General features: G+C 39.1%; 10 protein-coding genes and 1 pseudogene. 9 read left to right on the top strand and 2 right to left on the bottom strand.

Annotated features, from left to right (window positions below):
- Positions 1-21 precede the first annotated feature (21 nt).
- The 3 genes from nirB (AC3ISB_RS13505) (at position 22) to cobA (ending at position 5,478) form a co-directional block, all read left to right on the top strand.
- A complete protein-coding gene (gene nirB / locus AC3ISB_RS13505; RefSeq protein ID WP_489276770.1) occupies positions 22-2,343 on the top strand; it encodes a nitrite reductase large subunit NirB in 2,322 nt (773 codons plus the stop codon).
- A gap of 96 nt (positions 2,344-2,439) precedes the next feature.
- Positions 2,440-4,590 carry an assimilatory nitrate reductase catalytic subunit NasC gene (nasC, locus tag AC3ISB_RS13500; protein ID WP_489276768.1) on the top strand — a complete coding sequence of 717 codons (2,151 nt, stop codon included), beginning with the start codon at positions 2,440-2,442 and terminating at the stop codon, positions 4,588-4,590.
- A gap of 117 nt (positions 4,591-4,707) precedes the next feature.
- Positions 4,708-5,478, top strand: a complete 771-nt coding sequence (gene cobA / locus AC3ISB_RS13495; RefSeq protein WP_489276766.1) for a uroporphyrinogen-III C-methyltransferase — start codon at positions 4,708-4,710, stop codon at positions 5,476-5,478.
- A gap of 183 nt (positions 5,479-5,661) precedes the next feature.
- Here cobA and AC3ISB_RS13490 read toward each other — a convergent pair whose 3' ends face one another.
- Positions 5,662-5,982 carry a MerR family transcriptional regulator gene (locus tag AC3ISB_RS13490; RefSeq protein WP_098372410.1) on the bottom strand — a complete coding sequence of 107 codons (321 nt, stop codon included), beginning with the start codon at positions 5,980-5,982 and terminating at the stop codon, positions 5,662-5,664.
- Positions 5,983-6,192: 210 nt separating this feature from the next.
- On the opposite strand from AC3ISB_RS13490, the gene nirB (AC3ISB_RS13485) reads away from it, so the two are divergent.
- From nirB (AC3ISB_RS13485) to AC3ISB_RS13460, 6 genes are all read left to right on the top strand, one after another.
- A complete protein-coding gene (gene nirB, locus AC3ISB_RS13485) occupies positions 6,193-8,607 on the top strand; it encodes a nitrite reductase large subunit NirB (RefSeq protein WP_489276764.1) in 2,415 nt (804 codons plus the stop codon).
- Positions 8,608-8,624: 17 nt separating this feature from the next.
- Complete coding sequence (gene nirD, locus AC3ISB_RS13480; RefSeq protein ID WP_098372390.1) at positions 8,625-8,942, top strand: nitrite reductase small subunit NirD; 318 nt, start codon at positions 8,625-8,627, stop codon at positions 8,940-8,942.
- Between the two features lie 218 nt (positions 8,943-9,160).
- Positions 9,161-10,780 (top strand): family 14 glycosylhydrolase, encoded by a 1,620-nt coding sequence (locus tag AC3ISB_RS13475; RefSeq protein ID WP_489276763.1) that lies wholly within the window; start codon positions 9,161-9,163, stop codon positions 10,778-10,780.
- A gap of 662 nt (positions 10,781-11,442) precedes the next feature.
- The gene (locus AC3ISB_RS13470; protein ID WP_489276762.1) at positions 11,443-11,868 is read left to right on the top strand and encodes an OsmC family protein; all 426 of its coding nucleotides are present in this window, start codon (positions 11,443-11,445) and stop codon (positions 11,866-11,868) included.
- Between the two features lie 353 nt (positions 11,869-12,221).
- The gene (locus AC3ISB_RS13465; RefSeq protein ID WP_098372388.1) at positions 12,222-12,542 is read left to right on the top strand and encodes a hypothetical protein; all 321 of its coding nucleotides are present in this window, start codon (positions 12,222-12,224) and stop codon (positions 12,540-12,542) included.
- Positions 12,543-12,854: 312 nt separating this feature from the next.
- The gene (locus tag AC3ISB_RS13460; RefSeq protein WP_141994452.1) at positions 12,855-13,316 is read left to right on the top strand and encodes a hypothetical protein; all 462 of its coding nucleotides are present in this window, start codon (positions 12,855-12,857) and stop codon (positions 13,314-13,316) included.
- A 470-nt stretch (positions 13,317-13,786) separates the two neighbouring features.
- On the opposite strand, the pseudogene AC3ISB_RS13455 reads toward AC3ISB_RS13460, so the two are convergent.
- A pseudogene (locus AC3ISB_RS13455) lies at positions 13,787-13,903 on the bottom strand (recombinase family protein); the annotation flags it as partial.
- Positions 13,904-13,990: the final 87 nt, after the last annotated feature.

The raw sequence follows: 13,990 nt of genomic DNA, 5'->3' as shown, positions 1-13,990 counted from the left end.
GTATTTGTTTGGGGGGATAAAATGTATAAACAAAAACTGGTTTTAGTAGGGAACGGTATGGCGGGATTACGCTGCGTTGAGTCAATTATAAGTAAGGATCCGACTGCATTTGAGATTACTATTTTCGGTAGCGAACCACACGTTAACTATAACCGAATCTTATTGTCGACTGTGCTTCAAGGCAACACTTCGTTTGAAGATCTTGCGATAAATGATAGGGGCTGGTATACGAAGAATAGTATCCAATTGTTTACAGGGGAAACGGTTGTGAAAATCGATAAAGAGACTCGGAAGATAAAAACAGACAAAGAACGGGAAGTTTACTACGATAAGCTGATAATTGCCACGGGTTCTATCCCATTTATTCTTCCTGTTACCGGTGTTGATAAAGAAGGAGTCATTGCATTTCGGACGATTGAAGATTGCCAAAAGATGATTGAAACTTCGCGCAAGCATAAAAAAGCAGTCGTCATCGGAGGCGGTTTATTAGGTTTAGAAGCAGCGAGAGGGCTGTTAAACCTTGGTATGGAAGTGAATGTCGTTCATATTGCTGACCATTTAATGGAAAGACAGCTTGATTCAACGGCATCACTTTTGCTGCAAAAAGAGTTGGAAAACCAGGGAATGAACTTTCTTTTAAAAAAGGAAACACAGGAGATAATCGGTAACGAGCGTGTAGAGCGCGTCCGTTTTAAAGATGGAACGGAGGTGGAAGCAGATTTAGTCGTTATGGCTGCGGGAGTCAGACCGAATATTCAGTTGGCCAAAGACAGCGGAATTGATACAAATCGTGCCATTATTGTAAACGACTATTTAGAAACCAGCATCCCAAATATTTATGCGGTTGGTGAATGTGTTGAACATCACGGAATTGTTTATGGATTGGTGAAACCCCTATATGAACAAGGCGAAGTGCTGGCAAAGCATATTTGTGAGATGAAATGCACCGGATACCAAGGTTCGGTCCTTTCCACCCAGTTGAAAATATCAGGAGTTGAGTTATTCTCTGTTGGAGATTTCCTTGGTGATGAAACAACGAAATCAATCACAACTTTTGATGAATTAGATGGTGTTTATAAAAAGGTGGTTTTTCAAGGAAGAAAAATCATAGGTGCTGTTCTGTATGGAGATACAAACGGCAGTTCACGATTACTCGATATGATTTTAAAGCGGCAAGAAGTAACGTCAGAAGAAAAGCATGTACTGTTCCAATCAACTAGTATGGCTGAGGGATTAATCGCTTCTATGGCAAATCATGAAATCATTTGCAATTGTAATGCTGTTTCAAAGGGGGCAATAATTGGAGCGGTTCAAAATAAGGGATTAACAACCGTGGAACAAGTTAAACAATGCACAAAGGCTTCAGGTTCTTGCGGTGGATGTAAGCCCGCAGTGACCGAGCTTTTGGCATATATTCAAGGTAATCTTTCCGATCAGGCTAATGAACAAACTGCAATGTGTTCATGTACGACATTAACGGAAGATGAAATCGTGTATAAAATGCAGCTCCAAGATTTAACATCCGTCCAAGAAGCGATGGATGTTCTTGGATGGGAAAATACAGGAGGTTGTTCAACATGTCGGCCAGCCCTGAACTATTATTTAGGGATGATTCATCCAGAGTACGAGATCAGACAGCAAACTCTTTTCATAAACGAACAAAAGAATGCAACAGTTCAAAATGATAACCGATACTCTGTTATCCCGCAAATGTACGGCGGGATGACGAATGCGAAAGACTTGCGAAAAATTGCAAATGTTGCAGATAAATATGATATATCCCAGGTGGCGGTAACAAGTGAACAAAGGATTCATTTAATGGGTGTGAAAAAAGAAGATCTCCCAGGTGTGTGGGCTGATTTAGACATGCCGTTAAGTTCGAAATATGGTAACACCGTTCAAAACGTCAAAACATGTATCGGTGAACATGTTTGTTCTTGTGATAAAAAGCAATCCCTTTTACTTGCTGTAGATTTGGAAAAAAGATTGGAGCATGTATCAACACCTTACCGGATAAAGATGGGCATATCTGCTTGTATGCATAACGGTGCAGGATCAACAACGAAAGATATAGGTGTTATGGGCATTGACAGGGGCTGGGAAATATATGTGGGCGGAAGCAGCGGGCGTACTGTACGTGCCGGTGAACTGTTATGTGTAGCTGGAACAAATGAAGAAGCAATTGAAATCATCATCGGCTTTATTCAATATTATCGGGAAACGGCCAATTATATAGAACGGACTTGGCAATGGATTGAGAGAGTGGGTTTAATTCATGTTAGAGAAGTATTGTTTGATAATGAACTTAGTCAGCAACTATCTCAACGACTGGAAATGGCTTAGGTCAGAGAAGGAACGAAGTGGAAAGTACCTTTTGATGCACGAAAACTAACGGGTAATTGTTATCTATAGAAATCCATGAGTAAAGGGTGAGGAGCCTTGACCGAATTATTATTAAAGTATTTCCGAACGAAGCAACAAGAGGTCCAATCAGAGAAACGCTATGATACACAATGTCCATTTTGCAGCATGCAATGTAAGATGCAGCTGTTGGAACAAAAAATAGTGACAAGAAAAAAGTATATGACGATTGGAAAAGATAATCCAACCTCAGAGGGGCGCTTATGTATTAAAGGAATGAATGCACACCAACATGCTCTGCATAAAGATCGAATTAAATACCCATTATTTAAAAAAAATGGTGAATTTGTTCGAATAACATGGGAAGAAGCATTAAACCACATTAAGGAGAATTTCACTAAGATTCAAGCAGAAGATGGTGTAAATGCATTATCTGTTTATGGGAGTGCATCCATTTCAAATGAAGAAGCATATTTGCTTGGGAAATTTGCCAGAGTAGCTTTAAAAACAAAATATATAGATTATAATGGCCGTTTGTGCATGTCCGCAGCTGCTTCGGCAGCAAGCCAAACGTTTGGTATGGACAGAGGCCTAACCAACAGCTTATCAGAGGTTCCGTTCACAAAGTGCATTATCTTGGCAGGCACGAATATTGCGGAATGTCAGCCGACAATCATGCCGTACTTTGAGAAAGCGAAACAAAATGGTGCATATATCATTGCTGTAGATCCACGAGAAACAACAACAACGAAAATGGCCGACTTGCATCTAAAAGTAAAACCAGGGATGGATGCCGCCTTGGCAAACGGATTATTGAAAGTGATCATTGAAGAGGATTTTATTGATGAAGCATTTATCCGAGAACGTTCAAATGGCTATAACGAAGTTAAAGAGTATGTTACATCTTTACAGTTAGAGGAAATTGCCGAAATGACAGGGGTTCCTAGCGACCAAATTCAAAAAGCGGCTGTCATGTTCGGGAAAGAAGAATCAGGAATGATTTTTACAGCAAGGGGCGTTGAGCAGCAAACTGATGGTTCAGCCGCCGTTCGTAATTTTCTTAATATTCTTATTGTTACAGGGAAAATCGGAAAAGTGAATTCGGGCTATGGAGCTATTACTGGACAGGGGAATGGGCAGGGAGCAAGAGAGCATGGCCAAAAGGCAGACCAGCTACCGGGATATCGCATGATTGAAAATGAGAAACACAGATTACATATTGCAAGAATATGGGGAATCGATGAGGCTGATTTGCCACGTAAAGGTGTCTCAGCATACGAAATGATAGAGAAGATAAATGAAGGTGAAATTACCGGCATGTTTTTAATGTGTTCCAACCCAATTGTTTCAAATCCAAATGCTAACTTTGTCAAAAAGGCTTTGGAAAAATTAAAGTTTCTTGTCGCAGTGGATATGTTCGTTTCTGAAACTGCTAGAATGGCTGATTTGATTTTACCTACTTCGTCTTATTTAGAGGATGAAGGAACGATGACAAATTTAGAAGGACGGGTAACGTTGCGGGAAGCAAGTTTTTCGTTGCCTGGGGAAGTGAAGCATGATTGGCAAATCATTTGTGATATAGCAAAAGCTCTGGGAAAAGGGGAGTATTTTCCCTTTCAATCTGCAAATGAGATTTTCGAAGAATTAAGAGTGGCAAGCCGCGGGGGAACCGCTGATTATTATGGTATAACGTATGATCGATTAAGAAAAGAAGGAGGCATTTTGTGGCCATGCCCAACCATTGACCATAAAGGGACAAAAAGGTTATTCGAAACGTCTTTTGCCCACCCGGATGGAAAAGCGGCAATGGTTGTGGTTAATAATGTGCCTCTTGTTCTAAAAGAACAGCCATGTACGGATTTCCCACTTTATTTAACAACAGGAAGAATCATGTCACATTATTTAACAGGAGTACAAACGAGAAAAAGCTCATCATTATCCGCTAGAAATTTTGAATCATATATGGAAATCCATCCGGAAACAGCCAAGAAATATCATATTCCAGACAATACTTTGGTGAAAATTGAATCAAGGCGCGGAAGTATTGTTGTAAGAAGCAAATGGTCAGCAACCATTCGCCATGATACTATATTCGTTCCTTTTCATTGGGCAGACTCACAAAATGTCAATCGTCTCGTTTCAAAGGAATTAGATCCCGCATGCAAAATGCCTGGCTTTAAAGTCAGTGCTGTGAAAGTACATCCTATAGTAGAGTTAACGTCTAATTAATGGGAGGTTTTCTTCCCTTTAATCATAACTTTTTTAGGTTCATTATGGGTAAGCCTAACCACATAGCATTCCATATCAAATGGATTTTACATGACTAACAACAAAAGGGGAAAAAGGATGAAAAAAGGTAAGGTCTATATTGTTGGTGCTGGACCAGGTGATCCGGACTTAATTACTGTCAAGGCAACCAAATGCCTCGCGGAAGCGGATGTCGTCTTGTATGATCGATTGGTTAATCGTGAATTGCTTTTATATGGTAAACCTGAAGCTGAATACATTTATTGCGGTAAAGCGCCTGGTAAACATTGTGTCTCTCAAGAGGACATTCAAAAATTGTTAATTAGTAAATCAATAGAAGGAAAAACGATCGTTCGTCTAAAAGGGGGAGATCCTTTCATCTTTGGACGAGGGGGCGAGGAAGCAGAAGTGCTAGTTAAGCACGGAATTCAGTTTGATATTGTTCCTGGAATCACATCCGGAATCGCTGCGCCAGCTTATGCTGGAATTCCCGTGACTCACAGGGAATGGGGGAGTACCTTCGCAATTGTCACAGGACACGGCGTGACCGGCAAGCCTGATAACATCAACTGGCATCATTTGGCACATGGTGTTGATACCATTGCTATTTATATGGGTATTAAAAACCTGCCATATATCTGTAAACAACTACGTTCCTGCGGAAAGAAGGCTGAAACTGCTGTTGCTGTCATTGAACAAGGAACGACAGGTTTTCAACGAACTTTCACAGGAACAATCGATTCAATAGTGGCGATTGTTACAAGAGAGCAGGTTGCCAATCCCGCCATGATTGTAATAGGAGAAGTGGTGAATTTATCCGAGAAATTATCATGGTTTTCAGAGAAGGCAAAAGATAAGGAGTTCGCTTAGAAGAGGAATGATTAAGTTAGATAACTTTTATTGTAATGAAAATGTGAAAATGGAAAACTGGACATGAAAGTCATCATGTCCAGTGTAACAATGTTAACAGTTATTTTAAAAGTGCAAGGTGAAAATATTATCGGAGACTGAAATATGGACATTGAATTAATAGTTCCGGATTCTTAGCGAAAATCAATTGCGTAGGCCAAAGTGAGCATTTAATTGGCCTTGCAGCATTTTTTTTCGCATTTTTTCCTGTTCAATTTTTCTGTTCTCTTTTAATTTTTCCTGTCTAATTTCATTGGTTTGCACTCCATCCTCTATTTTATCAGCGATTTCCACTAGTGCCTTGACGTCGGAAAAAGAGTATTTACGGTTACCACCCTTAGACCTTTCGGGGAAAACGAGTTTTCTTTCTTCATAATACCGAATTTGTCTATCTGATAGTCCGGTTAATTCTCTGACCACTCCGATGGAAATTACTTTTCTGTCAATATAAGATTCTTTTTGCAGGACGATGAAAACCACCTCATTTTGGATTTATGCTAGATCAATAAGGATATTATATCCTAATTTTCTGAATATTTGTAATAAAAACTAACATTAATTATTGATTTTCAAAAATCATGTGAGATTATATAACATACTTGTTGTTATAAATAGTGACCTCTCCTATAATCAAACACATAATCCTTTCAAAAAAATCTTATTGGAGGACAAAACATGGCTAAGCAGAAATTGGCACTCATTGGGAATGGTATGGCTGGAGTAAGATGTATAGAAGAAATTTTGAAAATTCAACCAGAAAGGTTTGAGGTGACTGTCTTCGGAAGTGAGCCACATCCGAATTATGATCGAATCCAACTTTCGAATGTATTGCAAGGGGCTACGACGATAGATGATATTACAATAAATGATTGGAACTGGTACAAAGAGAATAATATTACACTTTTTTCAGGTGAAACGGTCACGAACATCGACACCGCAAAGCAAATCATATACTCAGACAACAATCGAGCAGTCGAATATGATCAATTAATTTTAGCAACCGGGTCAATCCCTTTCATTCTACCGATAAAGGGTGCTGATAAAAAAGGAGTGACAGCCTTTCGAAATATTGAAGATTGCGAAAAAATGATTGAATATTCAAAAAGTTATAAAAAGGCAGCAGTCATTGGCGGAGGATTATTGGGTCTTGAAGCGGCCAGGGGTCTTTTAAATCTAGGTATGCAGGTAGATGTTATTCACCTTTCTGAATATTTGATGGATAGGCAGTTGGACCCAACAGCAGGAAAAATGCTGCAAAGGGAACTTGAAAGCCAGGGAATGAATTTTTATCTTGGGAAACAAACACAGGAGGTTTTAGGTGAGTTTGATGTTAAAGGATTACGCTTTAGTGATGGGGAGGAAATCAGCGCCGATTTAGTGGTCATGGCAGTTGGGATTAAGCCCAATGTTCAATTGGCCAATGATTGCGGCATCCCTGTCAATCGTGGAATTATCGTGGACGATTATATGAAGACAGGAATCCCGAATATTTATTCGGTCGGTGAATGTGCGGAACACCGTGAGATGGTGTATGGTTTGGTCGCTCCCCTTTATGAACAAGGCAAAGTATTAGCCAAAAAGATTTGCGGGCTGGAAGGCAAAGCTTACGAGGGTTCAGTGCTGTCTACTAAGTTAAAAGTATCTGGTGTTGATGTATTTTCGGCTGGGGAAATTTTCGAGGATGAACAAGCTAAATCAATCAAAGAATTTAATGAATGGAATGGTACTTACAAAAAAGTAATGATTCGAAATGGGAAAATTTCTGGTGGGGTATTATTCGGGGATACAAAGGAAAGCAATAACCTATTGAGCATGATCAATAAAAATGCCGACGTTTCCGAATATCTAAAAGTTGGAACGTGTGGAGATCCCAGCAGTCTTGTCACTTCGATGTCACATGAAGAAATCGTCTGTGGTTGTAATGGTGTAACGAAGGGCGATATTGTGACGGCTATTGAATCTAAAGGGTTAACAAGTATCGAGGAAGTAAAAGGCTGCACAAATGCTTCCAGATCATGTGGGGGATGTAAGCCGTTAGTCAGTGATATTCTCGAGCTGACATTGGGCGCTGATTTCAGTGAGTCAAACCAGAAGGAAACCATATGCACGTGCACCACTTTATCCAGAGATGAAGTTGTTGCTGAAATACGCGAAAAAAACCTGACCCATACTCGAGAAGTCATGAATGTTCTCGGCTGGAATACAAGTGATGGATGCTCGAAGTGTAAACCGGCACTGAACTATTACTTAGGCATGATTCATCCTGTTGAATATGAGGACGAAAAAGAATCCCGCTATGTAAATGAAAGACTACATGCAAATATTCAAAAGGATGGTACATTTTCCGTTGTGCCAAGAATGTATGGGGGCGTCACTAATCCCGATCAATTACGGAAAATAGCAAATGTTGCCGATAAGTATAATGTTAAGTTACTTAAGGTTACAGGCGGGCAAAGAATAGATATGTTCGGCGTTGAAAAAGAAGACCTTCCAAGTGTATGGGCCGACCTGGATATGCCTTCCGGATATGCTTACGGAAAAACCCTTCGAACTGTGAAAACATGCGTAGGGGAAAACTTTTGCCGCTTTGGCACCCAAGATTCAATTGGGCTTGGCATTGCCCTGGAGAAGAAATTTGAACGTGTAGGCACACCGCATAAGGTTAAGATGGCCGTGTCGGCATGTCCTCGTAATTGTGCTGAATCCGGTATCAAAGATCTTGGTGTTGTCGGCGTGGATGGTGCATGGGAAATTTATATTGGCGGCAACGGCGGAACCCATTTAAGAGCTGCTGAATTATTATGCAAAGTGAAAACAAGTGATGAGGTAATTGAAATTGCAGGTGCATACCTCCAACATTATCGGGAGACTGCCAATTATTTAGAAAGAACGTCTGTCTGGGTGGAGCGTGTAGGGTTCGATACCATTAAGACGATTATTGGTGATAAGCAAAAAAGGATTGAGCTTAATCAACGTTTAGATGAGGCCATTTCGGTATTGCAAGAACCGTGGAAAGAAATCATTGAGAGCAATGCGATCCAAACCGGTTTATTTCAAAAAGTGAAAATTCCAGCTATATCAAATAAATGAATATGGGGGAAGCCTACATGGGGAAGACTCTTCAAAAAATCAAGGTTTCAACAGTAAATGAGATGCCAAAAAACCTAGGGAAAACAGTAACCATAGGCTCTCATGAAATTGCTCTTTTTCATTTAGCAAATGGTGAATTCCGAGCTATTGAAAATCGTTGCCCACATAAAGGCGGTGTTCTGGTGGAAGGCATTGTGAGTGGTGATCACGTCTTTTGCCCGATGCATGACTGGAAAATAAGTGTCAAGAATGGAGAAGTCCAAAAACCTGATAATGGTTGCGTAAAGACATTCAATGTTGAAATAGAAGATGGTAATGTTTATATTGTTTTATAAAAATGTAGATAACCCGCTGCTCTGGATAGTCTCTTAAGGGACTATCCATTTTTTCTTTTAGGAGATATGAACTAAATTACCATGACGAAATAATTGATAAATATTTCCAAAACAAATATAATTTCCAGTAAAGGAGTGTCTTAATAAAACGAAAAGAATGTAAGCGACTTCAATGATAAACAAATGAATAAAGTTATTGGGGAAAGGTTGGCGTTCTTATGAACAAATTATCTGTTGGTGTTTTTACCTTTATGCTGTATTTTGTTCCTTTATCAAGTACTTCACCTGGATTAGCAGAAGTAAAACCAGATTACAAGCTTTATGTAATGGCCCCATTGGGTGAAATAACAGATTGGGATGCATTTGAAGCAGAGCTGACCCAGTTGAAGGAGAATGGAGTTTATGCAATAACGACAGATATCTGGTGGGGATTAGTTGAGAGTAAAAAAGATAATCAGTTTGATTGGACTTATTATAAAAAATATGGGGAAACAGTGAAAGCTTCCGGTTTAAAATGGGTGCCCATTTTGTCTACACATCAATGCGGCGGTAATGTGGGGGATGATTGTAACTATCCCATCCCGAGTTGGCTCTGGAATAAAGACACTGCCGAAAACATGGCTTTCAAGAGTGAAAGTGGTTTCTGGAATAAGGAAGTACTTGCTCCTTGGTGGGAAGGTACAGCTGATCAATACAACGAATTGTACAAATCATTTGCAGAGAACTTTGCTGATCAGAAGGGTCTAATAGCTAAAATATATTTAAGTGCAGGACCAGCTGGGGAACTTAGATATCCCTCATACCAGAATGCTGATGGCTGGAATTATCCTGAAAGGGGACAGCTTCAAGTTTATACAGAAGGAGCCAAACGGGATTTCAGGCTAACCATGAGAGAAAAATATTCAACGATAAAAAAATTAAATGCTGCTTGGGGCAAAACGTATAAAAACTGGAATGAGATACAGCCGCCAGGAAACGGGGATGAATTTTTCACAAAGGGCGGAGCAATCGATACACAATTTGGATATGACTTTATGCAGTGGTATCAAGGAGCACTCGAAAAGCATCTTGCAAAAATCTCTAAATTCGCCCATAAACATTTTGACAAAGTCTTTGGCGTGCCAATTGGAGCTAAAATCTCAGGAGTCCATTGGAAAATGAATGATCCCGTACTGCCGCATTCAGCAGAGTATAGTGCCGGCTACTATAACTACTCCAAATTATTGAATCAATTTAAGAAATCGAATATGGCCCTCACGTTCACCTGTTTGGAAATGGGAGATCAAGAAGCACAAACTGCTCCATCCTATAGCGCTCCAAAAACGTTGGTGACCCATATTGCCTCTTTAACTAATGAAAAAGGAATTTCTTTAAACGGGGAAAACGCACTCCCGCTGATCAATAATGAAAGGGGCTTTGACAATATAGCAGAAATGGTTTTTAACCATGGTTTTGAGGGATTTACCTTGCTAAGGATGTCCTATTTATTCGACGATGAAGGAAATCCAACAAATGAGTTCAGGATGATGGCTGATAAATTGGAAGGCATGTCGATTCCAGTTACATTCACAGTTGAAAATGCACCTCCCACACATGGAGTTTACTTAATTGGGGATAGAGGAGAAATCGGCAGGTGGAATCCTGAAGATTACGAATATAAACTCACTCAAAACAAAGATGGCAGCTGGAGTGGAACATTCCGTTTAGCCGCAGATCGATTCTATGAATTCAAGTTCGTCCTGAAAGATGAAAATGGCAATATTACTTGGCAAGATGGGGAAAATAATAGTTATAAAACTCCTTTGAATGGAGAAGGAAACTATAAAACTTCATGGTAGATGGATATATAGGGCAATGAGGAAATCGACGTTCAAAACCTCGCTTTCCGCCCTCGGTTTTTGCGCTTGTGGGCTCTCAATTGGACGCGCTTTTCCCGCATTAGTCTTGAACACTCGTTCTAATCAACTTTGTATAAAAAATTTAGATAGAAACCCTTTTGTCGACAAAAGGAGGTTCGGAATGCTCTCACAACCATGATTCTAAAGGTAAACTTAATATCCTTCTGTTTTTTTACTTCTTTATATGCATGAATCCCTGAATAGATTTAAGAAATTTGCGACACTCCTGCCGAATAACTGGCTAGCCGAGACCCCACAGACGCTTTGCTTTGATGAGGCTTGGCAGACAGTCGGCGGAAAGGGAGCGGATTTCTGAAATCATCTGGAATATTTTTTAGAGGTTTTAAAGCCTGAAGAGTTAAAGTTCAAATTTAACAGCATGACTAACTCAGTAGGACTTGTGGGAAGAATATAAGGAATGGAAAGTCATCACAAGTCAGGGTCATAGTATAAATCCTGAAGTCAATTATTCTGTAAATTTGCGTAATGACCGCAATATTTGGGGCAATATTATTTTAGGACTTAAATGATCTGGACTTACATTAAATAAACATGTGGACTATTTTTGAACTAAACAACAAGTAAGGGAGGAATTGAAATAAATGAAGACAATGATTACATGGACAGGGGAAATGGCCTTTTCTGGCACAACTCCGTCGGGACATGAAATAAAGATGGATGCTGCCGAAGATGTAGGAGGAAAAAATAGCGGAGCAAGACCTACTGAGTTACTTTTGCATTCTCTTGCCGGGTGCACAGGCATTGATATTGTAATGATTTTAAAAAAGATGCGATTTGAAACAAAAGCCTTTCAAATAGAAATAGAAGGGGCACGATCGGAAAATCACCCTAAGCGGTTTACCGATTTTCAAATCCACTATTTATTGGAGGGGGATCTTCCTGAAGATAAAGTGGTTCGTGCGATTCAATTATCTAAAAATACGTACTGTTCAGTATATCACTCATTAAATGCCAACATTAAAATCAGCTATTCGATAAATGGTGTTAAAGGAAAACAAGAATTATAATGTTTTAGTTAAGGGACTATCATTTAACAGAAAGTTGTATTACATCCATATAAGAAAAACAGCCTTCATTTTCTATGCAAATGGGGGCTGTTTTCGACTGAAATGAACATCCTTGTTTCATGGATAATCATTTATAAACCTAAGAAAAAATCCCTCTATATGTTAATCCAAGCCGTATTCTTAAGAAAAAATCATCCTACAATTTGTTTTTCAGGTAACAGAACTCCATTTTCCGGAAGGAAAGGGTTTATTTAGTTAGCAAGTAATCAAATTGTAATCGTTTGTCATTGGAATGCCCTTGATGTTAGGAGTTTATCCATATAAACTTTAGATACAATTGAGGAGTGGTTAAGTTGAAAGAGATAACAATTGACAAATTAAATTTTAAAGATCATTTATCGATGATTGAACAATATTCATTGAAAGATTTCATGTTTAAGTGGCTCGGCAGCCCAGAAGAAGGATTGGATGATCTTCTTCCGCTTACATACACAGATCAAGTTTTTGCAAAAATGGAAACGACATTGGAGACAAAAATAAAGATCAACGGAGAAGAAACCTTCAGATATGTCACCATTACGGAAGATAATCAAATTGTAATAGGGGGCTTGGACTCGAATCAAGAGTTAAAGTTTAGAATTGTGTCCCTGGAGGAGCGTTTGAAAAGCTACTAATGCTTTAGGTTTTGCATTGTATACTATTTAGATTGAATCATATTTTCAGATAAATAATTTAAGACCGTTCCTGTTTATTAGAGGAACGGTCTTTTTATTTTTTTCATCACGTTAAGATCAGCGTCAATACCATATAAGATTTTGATCTGTACTTGAAAGCAATAGGAAATTCATACCTTTGGCCCGTTGAGCAAGTAGTTCTATAAACTTGGGATATTTTTGGATTTATTTAACAAAATATAAACGATTATTGATTTGTCTTAGTGTATTATAAAGTAATGAAGTCAATTAAAACACTTGGGGGGAATTGAGATGAGCAAGACTTTGGCTAGTTCAATAAAAACGCTTTTGAAAGAAACGTTTGAAGGACCGGGAAATGAAGGGAGCTATTATACTGAATCGAAACCGAATACCGGGGTTTTTGGTACACTTGATGGTTTAACCGCAGAAGATGCTTCACGTTCCATAAATGGATCAACCATTGCTGCTCATTCTGACCACATACGGTATTATTTGTGGGTGATCCGAACAATGATCAGTGGTGCAAACTTCGAGAAAGATTGGGACGCAAGCTGGACCATTCATCATGTTGATGAGGTGAAATGGGCGGAAATCAGGGAGGGATTACATAAAGAATATGTAACTCTTTTCGAAGAAATCGACACAATCGATTTAGGAAAATGGCTGACAAATGTAAATGCGACCATTGCCCACTCGGCTTATCATCTTGGAGCGTTACGGCAAATGTTAAAAAGCCTTGAAATAGAAAAATAATTTACAATATTGAGGGTTTGTAAAATGATTGGAGCGATTTGCACCTGTGGGGTCTCCTTTGGACGCGCTTTTCCCGCGGGAGTTTCTTACACCCGTTCCAATCAACTTTGTTAAAAAATTAGATAAAATGGTCCCATCCCGAAGCATGATTTTGAAACAAGCCTAGGAAGTCCTTCATGTTTTTTCCTGTAATCCTTATTGGGTTGAATAAATTTGCGACACTTCGGCCGAAGAACTGGCTATCTGAGACCCCAGAGAAGCTTACGGCGAGGAGGCTTGGCAGACAGTCTGCGGAAAGGAAGCGGATTTCTGAAAAGAAGCTGGAACTTTTTTTGGGGTTTGTAAAATCTTATCGTTTATTTCCATTTTCATATACTTTAATGAAGTCATTATTCATTCATACATATCACGCCGTCATTCTTTGCCACTTCAATTCCTTCAGCCTGTCGTTTGCTTATTTTTTTATGTTATTGCTCAGCCACATATGAAAGCAGAGTTAAATATTGGTCCTCCAATAATTTTTCAGTATCACCCATACCTCTCGATTTCCTACTATCAAAAAGTGCCTCATTTTCAAGTATCACAACTGCGTTCAAATCTCAAGTAATCTATTGAACAAATAATAAAGAAGGAATCTATAAGCTTAATGATGGGTGAATAAAACAAATAATGTG

The organism is Peribacillus sp. GL_122, assembly GCF_057835005.1.
Note: the sequence above shows the minus strand (reverse complement) of the source record. Positions and strands in the feature narration are given on the sequence as shown.

What these genes read in the sequence shown, in the direction of transcription:
- nirB (WP_489276770.1), top strand. Translation starts at nt 22, where the DNA reads ATGTATAAACAAAAACTGGTTTTAGTAGGGAACGGTATGGCGGGATTA.
- cobA (WP_489276766.1), top strand. Translation starts at nt 4,708, where the DNA reads ATGAAAAAAGGTAAGGTCTATATTGTTGGTGCTGGACCAGGTGATCCG.
- nirB (WP_489276764.1), top strand. Translation starts at nt 6,193, where the DNA reads ATGGCTAAGCAGAAATTGGCACTCATTGGGAATGGTATGGCTGGAGTA.
- nirD (WP_098372390.1), top strand. Translation starts at nt 8,625, where the DNA reads ATGGGGAAGACTCTTCAAAAAATCAAGGTTTCAACAGTAAATGAGATG.
- AC3ISB_RS13475 (WP_489276763.1), top strand. Translation starts at nt 9,161, where the DNA reads ATGAACAAATTATCTGTTGGTGTTTTTACCTTTATGCTGTATTTTGTT.
- AC3ISB_RS13470 (WP_489276762.1), top strand. Translation starts at nt 11,443, where the DNA reads ATGAAGACAATGATTACATGGACAGGGGAAATGGCCTTTTCTGGCACA.
- AC3ISB_RS13460 (WP_141994452.1), top strand. Translation starts at nt 12,855, where the DNA reads ATGAGCAAGACTTTGGCTAGTTCAATAAAAACGCTTTTGAAAGAAACG.